This is a genomic window from Acidovorax sp. BL-A-41-H1 (assembly GCF_051942715.1).
The window spans coordinates 527,875-547,089 of the sequence record NZ_JBPVJQ010000003.1; the positions used below are offsets into that span (position 1 = coordinate 527,875).

Consider the following 19,215-nt stretch of genomic DNA (forward strand, 5'->3'; position numbering starts at 1 on the left):
GGTTACCCCTGCTTTTGCGTCCTCCCATCCACACCGCCATGGCCAAAGAAAAAACCACGTTCACCTGCACCGAGTGCGGCGGCACCAGCCCGCGCTGGCTGGGCAAGTGCCCGTCCTGCGGCGCCTGGAACACGCTGATCGAGCAGGTGGCCGAGGCCGCGCCGGGCAAGAACCGGCTGAGCGCGCCGCAGGGCTACGCGGGCCTGGCCAATGCGCAGCCTGTACTGCCGCTGGCCGCCATCGAGGCGCAGGACGTGGCGCGCACCCCCAGCGGCATCGACGAGCTGGACCGCGTGCTGGGCGGCGGCATTGTGGAGGGCGGCGTGGTGCTCATCGGCGGCGATCCGGGCATTGGCAAATCGACCCTGCTGCTGCAGGCCATGGATGCGCTGCAGCGCGCCGGGCTGCCCACGCTGTACGTGACGGGTGAGGAAAGCGGCGCGCAGGTGGCGCTGCGCTCGCGCCGCCTGGGCATTGACGGCAGCCAGGTGCAGCTGCTGGCCGAAATCCAGCTCGAAAAGATCCTGGCCACGGTGGAGGCCACGCAGCCGGCGGTGGTCGTCATCGACTCCATCCAGACCACGTACTCCGACCAGCTCACCAGCGCGCCGGGCTCGGTGGCTCAGGTGCGCGAATGCGCGGCGCACCTCACGCGCATGGCCAAGGGCACGGGCATCGCCGTCATTCTGGTGGGCCATGTCACCAAGGAGGGCGCGCTGGCGGGCCCCCGCGTGCTGGAGCACATGGTGGACACGGTGCTGTATTTCGAGGGCGACACGCACAGCCAGTTCCGCCTGGTGCGCGCCATCAAGAACCGTTTTGGCGCCGTCAACGAGATCGGCGTGTTTGCCATGACCGAGAAGGGCCTCAAGGGCGTGAGCAACCCCAGCGCCATCTTTCTGAGCCAGCACAGCGAGCCCGTGCCCGGCAGCTGCGTGATGGTGACGCTGGAGGGCACGCGCCCGCTGCTGGTGGAGATCCAGGCGCTGGTGGACACCGGCGGCCCCAGCCCGCGCCGCCTGAGCGTGGGCCTGGACAAGGACCGCCTGGCCATGCTGCTGGCCGTGCTGCACCGCCACGCGGGCGTGGCCTGCATGGACCAGGATGTGTTCGTGAATGCCGTAGGCGGCGTGCGCATCAGCGAGCCTGCGGCAGACCTGGCGGTGATGCTGGCCATCACCTCCAGCCTGCGGGGCAAGGCGTTGCCCCGGGGCTTTCTGGCCTTTGGCGAGGTGGGGCTGGCGGGCGAGGTGCGCCCTGCGCCCCGCGGGCAGGAGCGGCTGAAGGAAGCCGCCAAACTGGGCTTTTCCGTGGCCGTGGTGCCCAAGGCCAATGCCCCCAAGAAGCCCATCGAGGGGCTGACCATCCACGCCGTGGAGCGCGTGGATGAGGCCATGGACGTGGTGCGGGGAATGTGATGTCCGCAACAGGTGCGCGGCGGCACGCCTAAGCAATCCCCACAGGGCGGGGCAGGCGCCGCCGTAAGACAATGGCGGGATGAATCTGCGCAAAATTCTCGTGCCCGTGGGGGTCGTCGGTCTGGTCATCTTCGGCTTTGTCGCCTATGGCTGGCCGGGAGTGGCTGCAGTGAGCGGTGGCCTGGTCATGTGGGCCCTGCTGCACTTCACGCGGCTGGTGAACGTGATGAAGAAGGCCGCCAAGCGGCCCATCGGCTATGTGGGCAGCGCCGTCATGCTCAACGCCCGGCTAACCGAGGGCGTCAACCTGATGCATGTGGTGGCGATGACGCAGGCGCTGGGCGAACCTCTGTCCGCAGACGGGGCCGATCCCGAGGTGTACCGCTGGACGGATGGCACCCGCTCGCACGTCACCTGCGAGTTCCAGCATGGAAAGCTGGTGAAGTGGACGCTGGTCCGACCCGAGCCGGAGGGCTCTGACAGCGATGTAACAGCCGGCCGTGCTGCCCCGTAAAATCCTGGCTTTGCGATTCACAGCAACCAAAGGACACCCATGAGCCCCGTAGTTCCCTCGATGGCCGACCGTGACGGCAAGATCTGGATGGACGGCCAGATGGTCGACTGGCGCGACGCCAAGATCCATGTGCTGAGCCACACGCTGCACTACGGCTGCGGCGCATTTGAGGGCGTGCGCGCCTACAAGACGGTGGACGGCACGGCGATCTTCCGGCTCGAAGAGCACACCGACCGCCTGTTCAACAGCGCCAAGATCCTGCGCATGAACATTCCCTTCAGCAAACAGGAAGTCAACGACGCCCAGCGCGCCGTGGTGCGCGAGAACCATCTTGAATCGGGTTACCTGCGCCCGCTGACCTGGATCGGCTCGCAAAAGCTGGGCGTCTCCCCCAAGGGCAACCAGATCCACCTGATGGTGGCCGCCTGGGCCTGGGGCGCCTACCTGGGCGAAGAGGGCATGAAGCGCGGCATCCGCGTCAAGACCAGCAGCTACACCCGCCACCACGTCAACATCACCATGACGCAGGCCAAGGCGGTAAGCAACTACACCAACTCCATCCTGGCCAACATGGAAGCCCTGGACGACGGCTACGACGAAGCCCTGCTGCTCGACAGCTCTGGCTTTGTGTCCGAAGGCGCGGGCGAGAACATCTTCGTCATCAAGAACGGCGTGATCTACACGCCCGACCTGTCGGCCGGCGCCCTGAACGGCATCACGCGCAACACTGTGTTCCACATCGCCAAGGACCTGGGCCTGGAGATCGTACAAAAGCGCATCACGCGTGACGAGGTCTACATTGCCGACGAGGCCTTCTTCACCGGCACCGCCGCTGAAGTGACGCCCATCCGCGAGCTGGACCGCCTCGAGATCGGTGCCGGCTCGCGCGGTCCCATCACCGAGAAGATCCAGACTGCGTTCTTCGATATCGTGGGCGGCCGCAATCCCAAGTACGCCCACTGGCTCACCAAGGTCTGAAAATCATGTCGCAAGCCGTTGTCGAAGTCCTGGCCAAAGACCTCAATTCGCAGGGCGGGGTCTTCTGCCCCAACCCCAAAGCCGACATGAAACTGTGGAACACCCACCCCAAGGTGTACCTGGACATCGCCCGCACCGGCGAGGCCAAGTGCCCTTACTGCGGCACGGTGTACCGCCTCAAAGAGGGCGAGCGCCTGCACGCCGGGCATTGAGCTTGACCCGGTTGCGCGGTGATCGCGTTGCGCATCGCCCGCGTTGCCATCGCGCAGGCAGGGTGACGCCATGCGCGTGATGCACTTCGTCACCGGGGGCTTTTCGGGCGCGACCCAGGTCGCCGTGGACTTGTGTCTCGCGGCCCGAAGCGCAGGCCAGGACGTGGTGCTGGTGCTGCGCAAAAAACGCACCACCACACCGGCGCGTGTAAACGCGTTGCGGGCCCAAGGGCTCGATGTACGCATTGTTCCCGGGTGGGCACACATCGCCACCATCTGGGCCGTGAGGGCCCTGGCCCTGCAATGGCGTCCCGACGTTCTGGTGGCCCATGGCTACAGCGAACACCTGTGGGGTCGCTATGCCGGCCTGCTGGCGCGCGTGCCGCGCATGGTGCATGTCGAACACAACTCCCGCGAGCGCTACACGCGCTGGCGCCTGAAGCAGGCGCTGTGGCTGGCTGAACGCACGGCCGCCACGGTCGGTGTCTCGGAAGGCGTGCGAGAGCAGCTGGTGCTGCGGGGCTTTCCGGCGGACCGCTGCGTGGCGATTCCCAATGGCATCGACCTGCAGCGCTTTCCCGAGGCCGCGCTGGTGCCGTTTGCCGAGCGCGCTCCGGGCATCATCATGGCCGCGCGGTTTGCCCGCCAGAAAGACCATGCCACGTTGATCGAGGCCGCGGCCTTGCTCAAGGCGCAGGGGCTGAACGTGCCGGTGTATCTGGCCGGCGGCGGCAAGGCGCGCATTGCGGCGCGCATGCAGGCGCTGGCACAGCAAAAAGGCGTGACCGACGAGGTGCAGTTCCTGGGTGCGGTGGCTGACCTGCCCCAACGGCTGATGCAGCACCCGCTGTTTGTGCTGTCCACCCATTACGAAGGCATGCCACTGGCCCTGGTCGAGGGCATGGCGGCGGGCTGTGCCTGTGTGGCGTCAGACGTGGTGGGCGTGCGCGGCGTGATCGAACACGGGAAAACCGGGCTGCTGGTGCCCGAGGGCGACGCGGCTGCGCTGGCAGCCGCCATCGCACGGCTCTTGGGCGACCCCGGTGCCGCAGCCGCAATGGGCCAGGCTGCCCGCCATGCTGCGCAGTCGCAGTTCGGGCTTGGGCACATGCATGCTGGCTATCAGGCGCTGCTGGAGCGGGTGCACGCCGGGGTGGGCTGACGGCCCCTGGCGCCCGGGCCACCGCGTGCTCAGGCTCCGCGGACCTACAGTCTGGGCTGGCTGCGCCGGTGCCAGGCGTTGCCCAGCGTGAGCGCCAACTTCATGCAGAACTTGCGCCAGCGCTGCGCGGGCGTCAGCTTGTCGCGCTCGTCCCAGATGGAGCTGACCAGGCTGGTGTCATCCAGCGCGATGGCCGCCGGGGACACGCCCAGGATGCGCAGATCGCCGCACTCCCACCAGAACCGCAGGTCCACGTCAATGGGGCGGCCGAAAGGCTGGCGGTGCGCCAGCAGCCGAGCGGCGCCGGCGCGGCTGATCACGTACCCCGCCGTCATGCTGGGCACGCGGGCGTAACCCACCAGCACGGTGTTGCCCGTCAAGGGACGCTGCGAACGAGTCTTTTCGCGGTCGCGGCCCAGCAGCTTGACCATGTCCCACGGCTCTTGCAGCGCGGCAATGCCCTCGATCACTGCGGTGAACTGCGGGGTCAGGCGCACATCGTCTTCGAGCACCACCAACGCGGGTGCGTCGCTGGCCAGCAACTGCTGCCAGGCGCCGATGTGGCTGGCGTAGCAGCCCTTTTCGCCGTTGCGCAGGGGCTTGTAGTACTGGCGCGCATTCAGCGTATCGCTGTACCACCGCTGCGCCTGCGCGGCGGGTACATCGGCCCACCACACGGCCGGAAAGCGCTGGCTCGGCAGCGGCAACTGGTCGAGTTGCGCCTGCAGCCGCTCGCGCCGCTCGGCGTCGCGGTCGAGGTTGATGAAGACAAGCGGCAGGGGCATGGTGCGCACCACCCGCTTCAGCGCAGCAGGCGCCGCCACCAGCGCCGCTTCTTTTTCTTGGCCGGGACGCCGCCGCCTTGCTGCAATGCCATCGCGGCGTCGAGGTAGCGGGCGAACTGCAGGGGCCGCTGCGCGATCACATCGTCGGCCACGGCCACCAGCAGTTGCTCGTACGCTGGCTCGCGGGATTCGAACAGGTGAAAGAAGTCGTTGTCGCCGTAGAAGGTGCCGATACCGAAGACGCCCTCGTTACCCAGCGCGAACTTGGAAATCAGCGTGGCCGTGGGCTTGTGCAGCACCAGTGGCACGCCATTTTCGCGCGCCAGCACCGACATGCCTTCGGCAGCATCCCAGGCCGACGACGATTTCAGATCGGGCCGGCCCAGCTGTTCCCACACCGACTTGCGAAACGCCATGAACATGGGCCCCGCATAGGTTTCGGTGGTCTTCTTGTGGTTGGAGAACTGCGACAGCCCGAAGATCGCCCCAGCCTCGGCATGGGCCACCGCCATCTCGTAGCCCGCGCGCTTGAGGGGAAATGCATCGATGTCACAAAAGATGACGATGTCTTGCGACTGCATGCGTTCGACCACGCTGTTCATCCAGGTGCCGTGCGCAATGCGGTGGGCCGCCTCCTGCTGCAGCGGCACGCCCAGGGTGGAAAACACTTCGCGCTGCTTGAGCAGGACCACATCGGGAATGTTGTCCCAATGCATGGTGTGGACGGTGGGCAAGGACATGGACGCGGTGCAGGCGGCGTTTGGCGCGCCGCCGCGCAATGGATAATGTGACAGCGTCAATTATCGCGGTCCGGGCACAGGCGTTGTGCCGGGCCTGGTGTCAATGTTGTTGCCGGTGCGGCGACATGGTCTATGCAGTATCCCCACGTTTCCTTGCGCGCTCTGGCTGGCTTCAGTGCCGTCACCGCCTATTTCTTCATTCCGTGGACGCTGGCAGGGGCCAATATCGCGCTGCTGTGCCTGCTTCTGTCCTGGCTTCTGGCCGGAGGGCTGCGCCAGCGCTGGGATACGGCGCGCGCCAACGCCATCACGTACCCCCTGCTGGCCGTCTACGCACTGATCCTGCTGGGCGCCCTGTACACCACCGCGCCATGGAAAGTGGTAGCCGATCACTGGCTCAAGTACGACAAGCTGCTGCTGATGGTGATTGCCGTCTCGCTGCTGTCCGATGGCAAGACGCGCGAGCAGTGCTGGACGGCGTTCATGGTCGCCGTGCTTTTCACCCTGGCGAGCAGCTATCTCAGCATCTGGTGGACGCTGCCATGGTCGCGCACCCGCAGCATCGGCTGGGGGGGCGACCATTCCGTGTTCAAGGACTACATCACGCAAAGCGTGCTGGTGTCGCTGCTCATGCTGCGCAGCCTGTACCTGGGCATGCGTGCGCCCGTGAATGCCGGGCAGCGCTGGGCCTGGTTTGCAGTGGCAGGGCTGGCCTTCGTCTGCAACACCCAGCTCTCGTACGGACGCACGGGCTATGTGGCCACTGCCGTTGCGGTGGTTGCCTTTGTACTGGCCCTGGTTCCCATGCGGCGCTGGTGGATGGCGCTGGGTTTGGTGGCCCTGTTTCTTGCGGCTGCGGTTTTCATGTCGCCCACGATCTGGCCCCGGGTAGCGCTGGGGCTCAAGGAGCTGGGCGAGGTGCCTGCCACCACCACCTCCATCGGGCCGCGCCTTTACTTTCTGCACTATGGCCTGGAGCTGTTCCTGCAAAAGCCCTGGCTGGGCTGGGGTACAGGGGCCTATCACGGCGAATTCTGCAGGGTGGCCACGACGCCTGAGTGGTGCAAGGCTGGCTCGTTCCACCCGCACAACCAGTTCCTGTTTTTCATGATCGAGCACGGCATTGCCGGGCTCGCTGCGTTCACTGCGGTGTTTGCCGCGGGGTTGTGGCAGACCCTGCGCATGGAGCGGCTGGACCGTGCTGTTGCCCTGGCCTTTGTGGGCGTTGCGTTTGTGGGTAACCTGACCCATAGCGGCATCTGGCTGGCCAACGAAGGTCTGGCCTACAGCTTCGGGCTTGTGCTGGTGCTCAGTGCGCCACGCCTGGCAGGTTCGCCGTCTGAAAGCACAGCATAAAGGCGGCGGCGTTTCAGGCGGCGCGACCTGCAGCCGAAAGGCTCTCAAACTGCCGCACCCAGTGCGCAAAGTCATGCGGCAGCAACAGGTCGCGCGGCAGCTCTGGCAGCGGCGCATCCAGAAATGCCCCGACCCCGCGGGCGTCGTCCTGCCCAACGATGAAGAACCGCCCCGGGTCGTACCATGGCAGGCCGCGCACGGCAGGGTTGCTGGTGATGAGTTTCTTGCCGAAGAAAAGCGCTTCCAGGCAACGCACGGTCAGGCCGTTCTGGTTGGCCTGCGTGATCTCCAGCAGGCAGCGTGAGCGGTTGATGGCATCGATGTTGGCTTCGTAGTCGATGCTGCGGGCGAGCAGCTCCACTGCAGGCGTGGCTGGATAGCTTCGGCCGGGCTCGGGCACCATCTGCAGGCGCGTACGCAGGCCGGCTGCCTGCCACTGCTCGCCCAGCGCGCGCAGGGTGTCGAACCGGTTCTTGTCCTGGCCCAGAAAATAGATGTCCCAGTCTGCAGGCGCATCCCGGCGGTGCGCATCCACTTGGCGGTACACCTGCTGGGTAAGCGTCAGGTCGTACTGGCGCGCATCCTCGGGGTCGAAGGTGAAAACACGAAAGCCCAGCCCCTTGAGCTGCCGGATGTGAACCTGCCGCACGCGGTGGTTCTGCTGGTAGTCGATGACCGGGTTCCAGGTGAACACCGCCACGCGGCGTGTGCGCAGGTACTTGCGGAGGATGCGCAGGTCCTTGATGTTCTCGATGCCGAATATCAGCACCGCTGCGTCTTCAGGAATGGCTTGCAGCGCCTCCAGGTAGGGCTGCGGAAACGGGCGAAAGCCCGGCAGCCGGAACGGCAGCCATGCGTCTGCCGCTTTCAGCAAGGAATACGCCACGCCCTTGATCCGCTTGGGGTGTATCTGTACGCGGGCACGCTGGTCCACAGGCAGGCTGTCCAGCAGGAACTCCGTCAGGGTGAAAGGGTTGGCAATGATGTGCAGCATGGATGCGAAAGCAGTGCCGCGATTGTAGGCAGCGCCCGACACGCGAAACCCGTGGCACGAATCGGCTTACCCGGCCACTGCCGCCCGCGCCGCGTGCCACTCGCGCTCCAGCACGGCCATCAGCGCCGCCGCCTGCATGGGCCGCACGGCGGCAACGCCTTGCCCCGCCCACAGCGACAGGTAGTCAGCGCGACCCGCCTGGGCGCAAGCTTTTCGCAAGGCGCCCGTCAGCGCGTTCTGTACGGGGTATGCAGGCACATGCGCCTCGTCGGGGTGCAGGCGCTGCATCAGCGTGTTGACGATGCCGCGGGCCGGGCGGCCGGTGAGGGCGCCCGTGGTGCGCGTATCGGTGGCTGTGGCGGTCTGCAGTGCGGCGCGGTACGCAGCGCTGATGCCCGACTCATCACATGCCAGGAAAGCCGTGCCCATCTGCACGGCTTCGGCACCCAGCGCCTGGGCGGCGGCGATGCCGCGGCCGTCCATGATGCCGCCAGCCGCCACCACCGGAATTCCGCGGGGAGCCAGAGCATCCACGCACTGCGCCACCAGCGGCAGCGTGCCCACCATGGCAGCGGCAAAGTCCGCCAGCGATGGCTGCGCGCCCGGCGTGCCGCCAGCCGCCAGAAACGTGCCGCGGTGGCCCCCGGCTTCCATGCCCGATGCGCACACGGCATCGGCGCCTACATCGGCCCACGCAAGTGCCTCGGCCACGGTGGTGGCCGTGCCGATCACATGGCAGCCCGCAGCGTGCAGGCGCTCGACCTGCGCAGCGGTGAGGATGCCGAATGTGAAGCTTGCCACGGCCGGGCGGGAGGCGATGAGCGCATCCAGTTGCGCGTTGAAGTCTTCACACCAGCGCGCAGGTGCTGCAGAGGTCATGCCGAACTCGGCATACAGCGGCGCCAGGCGCTCCAGCGCGGCAGCCACTGTGGCGGAATCCGGTGCGGGGGTGTCCTGCACAAACAGGTTCATGCCGAAAGGCCGGTCGGTCAATTGCCGCACCTGGGCCGCAGCCTCGGCCATGGCATCGGGCGACCGCATGCCGCAGCCCAGCATGCCCAGGCCGCCACTCGCCGACACCGCAGCGGCCAGCGCTGGCGTGTCCGACCCTGTCATGGGGCCCTGGATGATGGGCAGGCGCAGCGACAGCGCGGCGAGAAGGCTGGGGGCGGGCATGCGAAGGACTCCTGAAGATGGGGGCGTGAGTGAAGGTGCGAGCCGGCGGAGGGCGGGCCGGGTTCACCCGGCTGGGGACAGCATGTTGCGCAGGGCATCCAGTGCGGCAGACCGATAGCCCTGCCGCCAGGCCAGCAGCGTGTCGATGGTGGCCAGGGGCTGCACGGCGAGGTGACGCGCCTGCGGCGAAAGCTTGAGGACCGAGCGCGGCACCACGCCCGCGCAGCCGCCGCCCGCCACGTTCGCCAGAATGGCGTGGTACGAGCCCAGCTCCAGCGGCTGCATGGGCTGGCTGCGCGCTGCAAACCAGTCCTGCGCCATGCGGCGGTAGGTGCAGCCGGGCTCAAACACTGCCAGGGTGCCTGGCTGCACATCATCCGGATGCGTGGCAAAGGGGTGGCGAGCCGGCAGCACCAGCAAAAGCTCTTCGGTGAACACCGGCAGTGTTTCCAGGGCCGGGTCGGGCGGCAGGCCGGGCGGCCATGCCACCAGCACGGCATCGAGCGCATGGGCGCGCAGGCGCTCGACCAGTTCCTGCGTCGGCGCGGTCGACAGCTCCAGCGCCACGCCCGGGTGCTGCCGGTGCAGCCGTGCCAGCGGGGCCGGCAGGCGGCTGGCCGCGGTGCTTTCCATCGAGCCCAGGCGCAGCCGGCCGGCGGGCATGCCGGGGCGCAGCGCCTGCCGCGCCTCATGGGCCAGGGCGAGCAAACGGTCGGCATAGCCCAGCAGCGTCTGGCCCTCGGGCGTCAGGGTCATGCGCTTGCCCTCGCGCAGAAACAGCGGTACGCCCACATCGGCCTCCAGTTGCTGCACGCGGGTGGTCACGTTCGACTGCACGCGCTGCAGGCGCTCGGCTGCACGCGTGACGCTGCCCTCGGCCGCCACGGTGCGAAAGATGTCCAGCGCGGCGAGGTCCAGTGGCGGGGTGTGCGGGTTCATCTGCAGAAAGGATGAATGTACAGAATACGATCTTTGTTTAAGATGATACCGGCAACCTTGCCTGCCCGGCCACCGTGCCCTTACCCGCGATGGATCTATCCCCTTTGAAGCCCCCAGCGATCAACGCCAGCGCATCTGCGCTGCAGGTGGCGCTGGCGGGCATGGCTGCGCTGGCGGCGGCGATGGGTATCGGCCGTTTTGCCTTCACGCCCCTGCTGCCCATGATGCTGCACGACGGCGTGGTGGACATCCCCACCGGCAGCACGCTGGCCGCAGCCAACTACGTGGGCTACCTGGTCGGCGCACTGATGTTCATGGCGCTGCCCTGGGTGGCCCGGCGGGCGCCCCGCGTGGTGCCGGGCAATGCGGCGCTGGCCCGGGGCGGGCTGGTGGCCACGGCCGTGCTCACGGGGCTCCTGGCACTGCCGGTGCCCGGCGCATGGCCTGCGCTGCGCCTGCTGGCGGGCGTGGCGAGCGGCCTGGTATTTCTGGGCACGGCCAACTGGTGCATGGCGCGCCTCGCGCAGCTGGGCAAGCCTGCGCTGGGTGGGCTGATCTTCTGCGGGCCGGGGCTGGGCATTGTGGTGACCGGGCTGCCCGTAGGCGCCATGGTGGCGGCCGGCTGGAGCGCCGCGGCGGGCTGGGCCACCTTTGCCGCGCTGGCTGCACTGCTGGCCGCGGTGGCGTGGCCGGTGCTGCGCGGTGGTGATGCCCCCGCGGCCGGTGCCACCGGGGTCGGTACGGCAGCCGTGCCCGCAGCACGCAGCGCACCCGAGCGCATGCTGCTAGCCGCGGCCTACGGGCTGGCGGGGCTGGGCTACATCGTCACCGCCACGTTCCTGCCCGTCATCGCGCGTGCGGCCTTGCCGCCGGGGTCCGTGTGGCCTGACCTGTTCTGGCCGATGTTTGGTGCGGGCGTGGCGCTGGGGGCGTTTCTGGCCACCCGCATTGCGCCTGCGCGCGACCGCCGGTTGCTGCTGGCTGGGGCCTACCTGCTGCAGGCGGTTGCCATCGGGCTCAGCCTGGCGCTGCCCAACCGGTTCGGTTTTGCGCTGGGCAGCCTGCTGCTGGGGCTGCCTTTCACGGCCATCACCTTCTTTGCGCTGCAGGAGGCGCGGCACCAGTGGCCGCGCGCTGCGGCGGGCTTTACCGGGCTGCTGACCGCGCTGTATGGCCTGGGGCAGATTGCCGGCCCGCCCATGGCGGCGGCGCTGCTGGCGCGGGCGCCCTCGGCGGCGCAGGGGTTTGACCAGGCCTTGGGCGTGGCGCTGTCGGTACTGGTGCTGGGCAGTGCGGCCTATGCCTTCATGGCATGGCGCTGGCGGCGCTGACCGGAAGGCGCAGCACAAAACAGGCGCCACCGCCCTCGCGGTCTTCGCAGTGCACCGTGCCGTTGTGGCGGCCCGCGATGGACCGCACCAGCGACAGCCCCAGCCCCACGCCGCCCGACCGCTCGCTGGCACCCGGCAGCCGGTAAAACGGCTCAAAGATGCGTTCGCGCTGGCCCGCGGGCACACCCGGGCCGCGGTCGTACACGCGCACCTCGGCATGGCCGGGGCTGCGGCGTACCACCACCGTGATGTCGCCCGTGCTGTAGCGCCGGGCGTTTTCCAGCAGGTTGCGGATGGCCCGGCGCAGCAGCTTGGCCACGCCGCGCACCTCCACGGTGTCGGCACTGGAGCTGGCGTCCAGGTCTGCATCCACGCGGGCGCATTCCTCGGCGGCCAGGCCGATCAGGTCGACCAACTCCACGGTGCCCACGTCGGCCTCGCGGGCGTCGAGCCGGCTGGCCAGCAGGATCTCGTCCACCAGCTGGTCCAGCTCGGCAATGTTGCGCAGGATCTCTTCGCGGAAGGCGGGCGAGGGCTGCTGCCCGCCCATCAGTTCCAGCCCCATGCGGATGCGCGTGAGCGGCGAGCGCAGCTCGTGCGATGCATTGGCCAGCAGCGACTTGTGCGACTTCACCAGCGTTTCGACCCGCGCGGCGGCGGCGTTGAACTGCCGGGCCAGGTCGGCCACCTCGTCCTGGCCTTCCTCGGGCACGCGCACCGACAAGTCGCCCTCGCCAAATTTCTGCACGCTGCGCTGCAGCGCCTCCAGCCGCAGCGTGAGGCGGCGGATGATGGGGTACACGCCGATGGCCACCGCAACCCCGACGATGCCCAGCAGCCAGAGGAAACCGAACGGAGGCCGCGTCCAGAATGCAGCATCGCCCTGTTTCCCAGGCCCGCCGGGCCCACCGGGTCGAAGGGGGCGGTCGCCCCGGTCCATGCGTGGTGCGCGTGGCGCCATCTGCATGCTGAACACCCGCCCGTCCTCGGTCTCGATCTGGAACTCCGCCCCCTCGCCCGGCTGGCTGGGCTGGCGCGTGGACAGCCCGCGCAGCACCTCGGTGCCGGACGGATCGCGCAGCACCATCTCGCGCGAGGGCGGCACAAACGGTTGGGCGGTCTGCGCTTTTTGCTCCTCGGCCATCCGCCATGCCCAGCCCACGGCCAGCGTCAGTACCGCCATGCCGCCCACCACGGCCAGCCAGATGCGCAGGTACAGACGGCGCGAGAACGGGTTGGTCAATGACATGCTATGGGTTCATCGCAGTGGCACACGCGTGGCCGCGACGGTTGCGCCCGCGCTGCCCCAGGCCAGCGGCCGCCGCGCAAGGGCCGCCCCGCCGCGCTGGCGGCGTCCCCCTCTGGGGGGAAGGCGCGCAGCGACTCAGGGGGGAATCCATCAGTCCTGCTGCTTGGCGAACACATACCCCACCCCCCGCACCGTCAGGATGCGGCGCGGGTTCTTCGCATCCGCCTCGATGGCAGCGCGAATGCGGCCCATGTGCACGTCGATCGAGCGGTCAAACGCCTCCAGCTCGCGGCCGCGAACGGCCTCCATGATCTGGTCGCGTGTCAGCACGCGGCCTGCGCGCTCGGCCAGGGCCACCAGCAGGTCGAACTGGTAGGACGTCAGGTCAGCGTTCTGCCCGCCCACCGTCACGGTGCGCGCGTCGCGGTCGATCTCCAGCGAGCCAAAGCGCAGCGGCTGGGCCGATGCCGCGCCCGACCCGCTGTGGTCGGTGCGGCGGCGCAGGATGGCGCGGATGCGCGCCAGCAGCTCGCGCGGTTCAAAGGGCTTGGGCAGGTAGTCGTCGGCGCCCAGCTCCAGGCCGATGATGCGGTCCATCGGGTCGCCCTTGGCGGTGAGCATCAGCACCGGCACATGGGCCGCGGGCCCCTGCAGCGACCGGATGCGGCGGCACACTTCCAGCCCGTCCATGTCCGGCAGCATCAGGTCGAGGATGACCAGGTCGGGCACGGGGCTGGCGCCTTCGCCCTGCAGTTCGGCCAGCCCGCTCTTGCCGTCGGCACGGTGCGTGACCACCAGGCCCGACTGGCCCAGGTACTCGCCCACCATCTGCGCAAGGCGGGCATCGTCTTCGATCATCAACAGTTGCGAGCTCATGGGAAACCAGTGTAGTAGCGGGGCTGCGGCATTCACACCCGGGCCCTGATGCTCGCCCCGCGGTATCTCGCCGCGTTGTCGTGCCCGTAAAGTTCAGGTAAACCGGTGCACCGGGCTGTAAGATAAATGCTATCTAAAATATAGCGATAGGTCCAATCGAATCAAGCGCTACCGGCTGTTTTGACCCTGGAAGCTAGCCACACGAGCGCCAGCACCGGCACACCCAGCAGCGCCGTGGCCGTGAAGAAGTGCGCATAGCCAAACGCATCGACATACTGCCCCGAGAACCCGGCGATGAACTTCGGCAGCAGCAGCATCATCGAGCTGAACAGCGCGTACTGCGTGGCCGAGTAGCTCACGTTCGTCAGGCCCGACAGGTAGGCAATGAACGCCGCCGATGCAATGCCGCCGGCCAGGTTGTCGGCCGACACCACGGCGATCAGCGCGGTCACGTCGTGCCCGTGCCCGGCCAGCCAGGCAAACAGCAGGTTGCTGCCCGCGCTCAGCACCGCGCCCAGCATCAGGATGCGCATCACGCCAAAGCGCATCGACAGCACGCCACCCACAAAGGCGCCCACCAGCGTCATGACCACGCCATACACCTTGGTAACGGCCGCTACCTCGTCCTTGGTGAAACCCATGTCCACGTAAAACGGGTTGGCCATGATGCCCATCACCACGTCGCTGATGCGGTACACGGCGATCAGCCCCAGGATGAGCGCCGCGTGCCAGCCGTAGCGGCGCAAAAAGTCGGCAAACGGGTCGATGACCGCGCCACGAATCCACTCGGCCGCATTCTTGGCAGGCGGCAGTGCCACGGGCACCGGCTCGCGCGAGAACAGCACGGTGATGATGCCCACCGCCATCGACGCGGCCATGGCCAGGTAGGCCGCCTTCCACGCTCCGTTCTGGTAGGCCGCCGCGCCCTGCGCCAGCGCCTGTCCCACGGCTGGGGCGGCCTCTGCCCGTGCGGCAATCCACAGCACGCCCGCGCCGGCCCAGATCATCGCCAGCCGGTAGCCCGTCTGGTACGAGGCTGCCAGCGCGGCCTGGTGGTTGGCATCGGCCGACTCGATGCGGTAGGCATCGAGCGCGATGTCCTGCGTGGCCGAGCCAAACGCCACCGCCAGTGCGCACCACACGATGGGCCCCAGCGTCATGCGCGGGTCGGCCAGCGCCATGCCCACCAGCCCCGCCACGATGACCAGCTGCGACAGCAGCAGCCAGCTGCGCCGCCGCCCCATCACCCGCGTCATCACCGGGATAGGCATGCGGTCCACCAGCGGCGCCCACACCCACTTGAATGCGTAGGCCAGCCCCACCCAGCTCAGGTACCCGATGGTGCTGCGGTCGATGCCCGCTTCGCGCAGGCGAAAGCTCAGCGTGCCCAGCACCAGCAGCAGCGGCAGCCCGGCTGCAAAACCCAGGGTGAGCATGCGCAGGCTGGCCGGCTCCAGATAGACCCGCAAGGTCTGGAGCCAGGGGGTGCGGGCGGGGGCTCCGGCAGCGGCGTGGGGGGATGTGGATGTGTCTGACATGGAAGACTGGGGGTTTTGCCTATCATCGCTGACGCTGGAGGCACTTCAGCGGGTGGCCGTGGGCCGCCGCCAGCCTGTGCCGGGGCGTCGTCCCTTGCAGCCGGGCGGACCGGCACCATCTGCACACCGAGGGCGCCCTGCGCTCAAGGCGGTACGCCAGCCTCGACCATTATTCCTTCAGGTGAACCAGGTATGTGCCTTTTCTGCCCCACACCCCGTGTCGCTCCTTCGTCGCCCTGGGCTTCGCGCCGGGGCTTCCTGCTGGCTGCGGGCGCTGCGGGTGCCGCGGCGGCCACGAGCCCGGCGCTGGCGCAGGTGGATGTGGGCTCGGCCTCCAGCCTGCGCAAGCTGATCCCGGCGGAAACGCTGGAGAAATCCGCTGCGCAGCAGTACCGGCAGATGCTGGAGCAGGCCCGCGCCCAGCGCGCCCTGGCGCCCGACAGCCACCCGCAGCTGCAGCGCCTGCATGCCATCGCCAGGCGGCTGATCCCCCACACCGGCCCGTGGAACGAGCGTGCCGCAGGCTGGCGCTGGGAGGTGAACCTCATTGGCAGCCAGCAGATCAACGCGTTCTGCATGCCCGGTGGCAAGATCGCCTTCTACACCGGCATCCTCGACCAGCTCAAGCTGTCCGACGACGAGACCGCCATGATCATGGGCCACGAGATGGCGCACGCCCTGCGCGAGCATGCGCGCGAGCGCATTGCCAAGACGCAGGGCACCAACATGGCCCTGCGGCTGGGCTCCCAATTGCTGGGCCTGGGTGACCTGGGCAACGTAGCTGCCGGGCTGGGCGGGCAGCTGCTGAGCCTGCAGTTCAGCCGGTCGGACGAGAGCGATGCCGACCTGGTGGGCCTGGAGCTGGCCGCGCGCGGTGGCTACAACCCGCAGGCCGCGGTGACCCTGTGGCAGAAGATGGGCAAGGCCAGCGGCAGCAAGCAAAACGGGCTGGCGTTCCTGTCCACCCACCCCTCAGGCCCCGCGCGCATCAAGGAGCTGGAGCAGAACGTGCCCAAGGTGCAGCGGCTGTACGAAGCGGCACAGCGGCCTGCTGCGGGTAAGCCGGGCTGATCATTTGCTATTAAAAAGATAGCTGTCAGGGACGATGCTGAAACCGCTACAGCCCATCTCGACCCAATTTTTATCCCTGAGCGTGTCTGAAGGCCATGCGGGGCTGGCGGCAGGACGGTTTCATGAGACAGCGCAGGCCGCGTCAGCCGCATCACCCAGCAGCACATGCTGCCCACCAGCAGCACCACGGTGGCCCAGCAAACCGGCATCGCCAGCGCCTATACCTATGACCGCACCGGCCGGCTCACCGCCAGCGCCCACAGCGCCACCCCCGCCCAGGCCCTGCCCTCGGGCTGGAGCCTGAGCGACATCATCGGCCCCAACAGCATGGGCTACGCCTACGACGCCAACGGCAACCGCACCCAGGCCTTCTACAGCATCACCACCGGGGGTGGCACCACCACCGTGCGGCGCGATGTGCAGGCCAGCGCAGGCACCAACCGCGTCACCGGCTACACCCAGACCGACACCCTGCCGGGCAGCACCACCGGCCAGGTCAGCACAGTAGCGTTCACGCTCGATACCGGTGGGGCCATCACCCGCATGGGAGACACCTACCTGCACTACAGCCCCCAGGGCCGCATTGCCCGGGCCAGCCTCAACAGCAACGCCCAGATCGCCCAGGCCGTGGACTACACCTACACCAGCGCCAGCCAGCGCGTGTTCAAACGCGACGCCCGCCTGTCCACCACCACCCCGGCCACAGAGCACACCGTCTATGTAGACGACGACATCGGCTCCACCGTGCTCGGTGTGTACGGCAACCGCAGGAGCACCACCAGCGCCGCCCCCACGGGCGAGATGGACAGCACCGAAGTCATCTACCTGCCCACCCCGGGCGGGCCGATGCCGATCGCAGCGCACATCAACGGCCGGGCGTACGCCATCCACACCGACCACCTGAACACGCCCCGGCGCCTGACCAACGCCCAGGGCCAGGTGGCCTGGCAGTGGCTCGTCACCGGGTTTGGGGAAGTGCAGCCCACGCTGGGCACCAAGGGCTATGCCCTCAGCGGCATTGACAACAGCCGGGTGTACAGCGAGGCAGTCACGTTCAACCTGCGCTACCCGGGGCAGCAGTGGGATGAGGAAACAAGGCTGAGCTACAACCTGAACCGGTACTATGACCCGCAGACGGGGCGGTACATCCAATCAGACCCGATTGGGCTTGATGGAGGGTGGAATCGGTTTGCCTATGTGGATGGGAATCCACTCTCATTCGTCGATCCGGAGGGCCTGGCTGCTTGTGTCGTGCTGTTCCCGGACTACCCTATTGAGTATGCCGACGGAATGACCAGCACTTGGCTGGGTGGACACGGAGGCGTTTTGGGATACGACTCGGCAGGCGTGACGCAGTACTACGAATACGGGCGGTACAGCCCGAATAGCCCAGGAGTCATAGGCGCACAGTTACCCGCTGACGATGGCAATGTTCGGCGCATGGGTGTGCCTAATCTTGTCATCGGAAAAGACGGCCAACCGACGCCCCAGTCGATGGAAGTGCTCAGGAAGGCGCTTGCTAAGAAGTCCGGCAAAAACACGAGGGCTGAACTCACTTGCGACGCGGATGTAGACGAGAAAAAGGTCTATGAATATGCAATGAGCGTTGCTAACAACCAGAGTCGTCCCAAATACAACTGGAAGCCTTGGGGTGCTAACCAATGCCGGACGTTCGCAAAAGGTGCCTTCAGTGCTGGGCGTTAGGAGATACGAATGAAAATGACACTGACGACGGGAGCATTGATTGCTGCTCTAGCGGGTTGCACAGCATTTGCATATTTGTGGATTGACCGCTCAGTAACGCTGAGCTACGTAAAGCAGAGCGCCGACGCAAGCGATGCTTCAATCCACCGTTTTGAGACATTGCTGGGTGCTGCATGGAGCGGCATGTCAGAAAGCGCCGTTCTGGAAAAACTTCAGGCTGAAGCTGCGCGTCATCCGAACGAGGGGATTGTCGTGAAGAAAGAAGAAGGGGTAATTTGGTTCGATGAGATCCGGTTTAACTTTGAGCAGGGTCGGCTGAAGAGCGTCGGTAGGCCTTAAAAATTCACTGGGGCCGTGCTCAACAAAAAGCCACCCGCCCCCCAGCCAGCCGCTAAAGCTGTGGGGTTCGGGTGGCTTCTTCTTTTAGCCGCTGAACGGTGGCGCGCTACGCCTTCTTGCCCCTCGCCTTGGCACTGCCCTTGGGCGTGTCCTTCTTGTCCTCAGGCGTGATGAACCCGATAGGCCGCTTGGGCAGCGGCGGTGGCTCAGCTGGTGCAGCCAACTCCCGCAGCGCCTCAAAAATCTGCTTGAGCTGATTGCGCGTATTGCGGCTGAAGGTGTCATGTGACATGGCCAGCGCCTCGGTCTTCTCCTCCAGCGCATTCAGCCGCTTGGCCAGGCCCTGGTGGGTATTGGCCAACTCGCGAAGCTGCACAAAAGCCCTTACCACGTAAATCGACACCTCCACCGCACGCGGGCTGTTGAGAATCGTGGCAGCCATCAACGCGCCATGCTCGGTGAACACCCGTGGCGCGTATCGCCTGCCACCGCGCCCAGGGGCGGTTTGCGTGTCGTCCTCGTTTGAGGTCGCAAATTGCGACCTCAAAGCCGCGAACTCCTCGGCGGTGAGCTGGAACATGAAATCCGCTGGAAACTTCTCGGCATTGCGCTTGACAGCCTCATTGAAACGCTTGGTCTCTACTCCATAGAGGGCGGCCAGATCGGCGTCCATGATGACCCGCTGACCGCGCAGCACCTTGACCCGGTGGGTCACCAGCTCCAGCGGCAGCAGCGAAGAGGATGAAGGAGGCGCCGAGGGGTTGCTCATGCTGCAGCGCTCCCGGCCAGCAGGCCGTCGAGCATCTGCATGACCACCTGCTGCTTGGCACGCG

The 19,215-nt window shown here is 67.2% G+C and carries 19 protein-coding genes; 10 read left to right on the forward strand and 9 right to left on the reverse strand.

The genetic code is table 11. The features are described 5' to 3' along the window. Positions 1-38: 38 nt before the first annotated feature. The 5 genes from radA (at position 39) to ACTPOI_RS03485 (ending at position 4,284) form a co-directional block, all read left to right on the forward strand. The gene (gene radA, locus ACTPOI_RS03465; protein WP_291516000.1) at positions 39-1,418 is read left to right on the forward strand and encodes a DNA repair protein RadA; all 1,380 of its coding nucleotides are present in this window, start codon (positions 39-41) and stop codon (positions 1,416-1,418) included. 79 nt (positions 1,419-1,497) lie between these two features. Then, entirely contained in the window at positions 1,498-1,932 is a 435-nt protein-coding gene (locus ACTPOI_RS03470; RefSeq protein ID WP_440106438.1) for a glycerate kinase, read from the forward strand. 39 nt (positions 1,933-1,971) lie between these two features. Continuing rightward, on the forward strand, positions 1,972-2,910 hold the full coding sequence (locus ACTPOI_RS03475) for a branched-chain amino acid transaminase (RefSeq protein ID WP_440106440.1): 939 nt from the start codon (positions 1,972-1,974) through the stop codon (positions 2,908-2,910). Between the two features lie 5 nt (positions 2,911-2,915). After that, entirely contained in the window at positions 2,916-3,122 is a 207-nt protein-coding gene (locus tag ACTPOI_RS03480; RefSeq protein WP_440106442.1) for a zinc-finger domain-containing protein, read from the forward strand. Between the two features lie 70 nt (positions 3,123-3,192). Then, the gene (locus ACTPOI_RS03485) at positions 3,193-4,284 is read left to right on the forward strand and encodes a glycosyltransferase (protein WP_440106444.1); all 1,092 of its coding nucleotides are present in this window, start codon (positions 3,193-3,195) and stop codon (positions 4,282-4,284) included. Positions 4,285-4,328: 44 nt separating this feature from the next. Here the strand turns inward: ACTPOI_RS03485 and ACTPOI_RS03490 are convergent, their stop codons facing one another. Together ACTPOI_RS03490 and ACTPOI_RS03495 are read right to left on the reverse strand one after the other, a co-directional pair. Further along, positions 4,329-5,069, reverse strand: a complete 741-nt coding sequence (locus tag ACTPOI_RS03490; RefSeq protein ID WP_440106446.1) for a glycosyltransferase family 25 protein — start codon at positions 5,067-5,069, stop codon at positions 4,329-4,331. Between the two features lie 17 nt (positions 5,070-5,086). Beyond that, a complete protein-coding gene (locus ACTPOI_RS03495; protein WP_440106448.1) occupies positions 5,087-5,809 on the reverse strand; it encodes a hypothetical protein in 723 nt (240 codons plus the stop codon). Positions 5,810-5,962: 153 nt separating this feature from the next. Here ACTPOI_RS03495 and ACTPOI_RS03500 point away from each other — a divergent pair, with 153 nt between their 5' ends. After that, positions 5,963-7,165: an O-antigen ligase family protein gene (locus ACTPOI_RS03500; protein ID WP_440106450.1), complete on the forward strand. Its 1,203-nt coding sequence runs from the start codon at positions 5,963-5,965 to the stop codon at positions 7,163-7,165. Positions 7,166-7,178: 13 nt separating this feature from the next. Here ACTPOI_RS03500 and ACTPOI_RS03505 read toward each other — a convergent pair whose 3' ends face one another. The 3 genes from ACTPOI_RS03505 to ACTPOI_RS03515 all read right to left on the reverse strand — a co-directional run bounded on the left by ACTPOI_RS03505 (position 7,179) and on the right by ACTPOI_RS03515 (position 10,274). Next, positions 7,179-8,159 (reverse strand): hypothetical protein, encoded by a 981-nt coding sequence (locus ACTPOI_RS03505; RefSeq protein ID WP_440106452.1) that lies wholly within the window; start codon positions 8,157-8,159, stop codon positions 7,179-7,181. Positions 8,160-8,225: 66 nt separating this feature from the next. Then, a complete protein-coding gene (locus ACTPOI_RS03510) occupies positions 8,226-9,335 on the reverse strand; it encodes an NAD(P)H-dependent flavin oxidoreductase (RefSeq protein WP_440106454.1) in 1,110 nt (369 codons plus the stop codon). A 63-nt stretch (positions 9,336-9,398) separates the two neighbouring features. Then, entirely contained in the window at positions 9,399-10,274 is an 876-nt protein-coding gene (locus tag ACTPOI_RS03515; protein ID WP_440106456.1) for a LysR substrate-binding domain-containing protein, read from the reverse strand. Between the two features lie 89 nt (positions 10,275-10,363). On the opposite strand from ACTPOI_RS03515, the gene ACTPOI_RS03520 reads away from it, so the two are divergent. After that, the gene (locus ACTPOI_RS03520) at positions 10,364-11,605 is read left to right on the forward strand and encodes a YbfB/YjiJ family MFS transporter (RefSeq protein WP_440106458.1); all 1,242 of its coding nucleotides are present in this window, start codon (positions 10,364-10,366) and stop codon (positions 11,603-11,605) included. Here ACTPOI_RS03520 and ACTPOI_RS03525 read toward each other — a convergent pair. The 3 genes from ACTPOI_RS03525 to ACTPOI_RS03535 all read right to left on the reverse strand — a co-directional run bounded on the left by ACTPOI_RS03525 (position 11,580) and on the right by ACTPOI_RS03535 (position 15,268). Continuing rightward, a complete protein-coding gene (locus tag ACTPOI_RS03525; RefSeq protein WP_440106460.1) occupies positions 11,580-12,854 on the reverse strand; it encodes a HAMP domain-containing sensor histidine kinase in 1,275 nt (424 codons plus the stop codon). The genes ACTPOI_RS03520 and ACTPOI_RS03525 overlap by 26 nt on opposite strands. A gap of 150 nt (positions 12,855-13,004) precedes the next feature. Further along, positions 13,005-13,730 (reverse strand): response regulator, encoded by a 726-nt coding sequence (locus tag ACTPOI_RS03530; protein WP_440106462.1) that lies wholly within the window; start codon positions 13,728-13,730, stop codon positions 13,005-13,007. A gap of 161 nt (positions 13,731-13,891) precedes the next feature. Continuing rightward, positions 13,892-15,268 carry an AmpG family muropeptide MFS transporter gene (locus ACTPOI_RS03535; protein WP_440106464.1) on the reverse strand — a complete coding sequence of 459 codons (1,377 nt, stop codon included), beginning with the start codon at positions 15,266-15,268 and terminating at the stop codon, positions 13,892-13,894. Positions 15,269-15,460: 192 nt separating this feature from the next. On the opposite strand from ACTPOI_RS03535, the gene ACTPOI_RS03540 reads away from it, so the two are divergent. The 3 genes from ACTPOI_RS03540 (at position 15,461) to ACTPOI_RS03550 (ending at position 18,382) form a co-directional block, all read left to right on the forward strand. Next, complete coding sequence (locus tag ACTPOI_RS03540; protein ID WP_440106466.1) at positions 15,461-16,339, forward strand: M48 family metallopeptidase; 879 nt, start codon at positions 15,461-15,463, stop codon at positions 16,337-16,339. A 165-nt stretch (positions 16,340-16,504) separates the two neighbouring features. Beyond that, positions 16,505-18,043 (forward strand): RHS repeat-associated core domain-containing protein, encoded by a 1,539-nt coding sequence (locus ACTPOI_RS03545; RefSeq protein ID WP_440106468.1) that lies wholly within the window; start codon positions 16,505-16,507, stop codon positions 18,041-18,043. A 9-nt stretch (positions 18,044-18,052) separates the two neighbouring features. Beyond that, a complete protein-coding gene (locus tag ACTPOI_RS03550) occupies positions 18,053-18,382 on the forward strand; it encodes an Imm58 family immunity protein (protein WP_440106470.1) in 330 nt (109 codons plus the stop codon). A 106-nt stretch (positions 18,383-18,488) separates the two neighbouring features. On the opposite strand, the gene ACTPOI_RS03555 is transcribed toward ACTPOI_RS03550, so the two are convergent. Continuing rightward, positions 18,489-19,151, reverse strand: coding sequence for an ORF6N domain-containing protein (locus tag ACTPOI_RS03555; protein WP_440106472.1), 663 nt, complete (start codon positions 19,149-19,151; stop codon positions 18,489-18,491). Positions 19,152-19,215: the final 64 nt, after the last annotated feature.

Bases quoted from the DNA above. Each gene is read 5' to 3' on its own strand.
- radA (WP_291516000.1), top strand. From the start codon at position 39: ATGGCCAAAGAAAAAACCACGTTCACCTGCACCGAGTGCGGCGGCACC.
- ACTPOI_RS03470 (WP_440106438.1), top strand. From the start codon at position 1,498: ATGAATCTGCGCAAAATTCTCGTGCCCGTGGGGGTCGTCGGTCTGGTC.
- ACTPOI_RS03475 (WP_440106440.1), top strand. From the start codon at position 1,972: ATGAGCCCCGTAGTTCCCTCGATGGCCGACCGTGACGGCAAGATCTGG.
- ACTPOI_RS03480 (WP_440106442.1), top strand. From the start codon at position 2,916: ATGTCGCAAGCCGTTGTCGAAGTCCTGGCCAAAGACCTCAATTCGCAG.
- ACTPOI_RS03485 (WP_440106444.1), top strand. From the start codon at position 3,193: ATGCGCGTGATGCACTTCGTCACCGGGGGCTTTTCGGGCGCGACCCAG.
- ACTPOI_RS03490 (WP_440106446.1), bottom strand. From the start codon at position 5,069: ATGCCCCTGCCGCTTGTCTTCATCAACCTCGACCGCGACGCCGAGCGG.
- ACTPOI_RS03495 (WP_440106448.1), bottom strand. From the start codon at position 5,809: ATGTCCTTGCCCACCGTCCACACCATGCATTGGGACAACATTCCCGAT.
- ACTPOI_RS03505 (WP_440106452.1), bottom strand. From the start codon at position 8,159: ATGCTGCACATCATTGCCAACCCTTTCACCCTGACGGAGTTCCTGCTG.
- ACTPOI_RS03510 (WP_440106454.1), bottom strand. From the start codon at position 9,335: ATGCCCGCCCCCAGCCTTCTCGCCGCGCTGTCGCTGCGCCTGCCCATC.
- ACTPOI_RS03515 (WP_440106456.1), bottom strand. From the start codon at position 10,274: ATGAACCCGCACACCCCGCCACTGGACCTCGCCGCGCTGGACATCTTT.
- ACTPOI_RS03520 (WP_440106458.1), top strand. From the start codon at position 10,364: ATGGATCTATCCCCTTTGAAGCCCCCAGCGATCAACGCCAGCGCATCT.
- ACTPOI_RS03525 (WP_440106460.1), bottom strand. From the start codon at position 12,854: ATGTCATTGACCAACCCGTTCTCGCGCCGTCTGTACCTGCGCATCTGG.
- ACTPOI_RS03530 (WP_440106462.1), bottom strand. From the start codon at position 13,730: ATGAGCTCGCAACTGTTGATGATCGAAGACGATGCCCGCCTTGCGCAG.
- ACTPOI_RS03535 (WP_440106464.1), bottom strand. From the start codon at position 15,268: ATGTCAGACACATCCACATCCCCCCACGCCGCTGCCGGAGCCCCCGCC.
- ACTPOI_RS03540 (WP_440106466.1), top strand. From the start codon at position 15,461: ATGTGCCTTTTCTGCCCCACACCCCGTGTCGCTCCTTCGTCGCCCTGG.
- ACTPOI_RS03545 (WP_440106468.1), top strand. From the start codon at position 16,505: ATGCTGCCCACCAGCAGCACCACGGTGGCCCAGCAAACCGGCATCGCC.
- ACTPOI_RS03550 (WP_440106470.1), top strand. From the start codon at position 18,053: ATGAAAATGACACTGACGACGGGAGCATTGATTGCTGCTCTAGCGGGT.
- ACTPOI_RS03555 (WP_440106472.1), bottom strand. From the start codon at position 19,151: ATGAGCAACCCCTCGGCGCCTCCTTCATCCTCTTCGCTGCTGCCGCTG.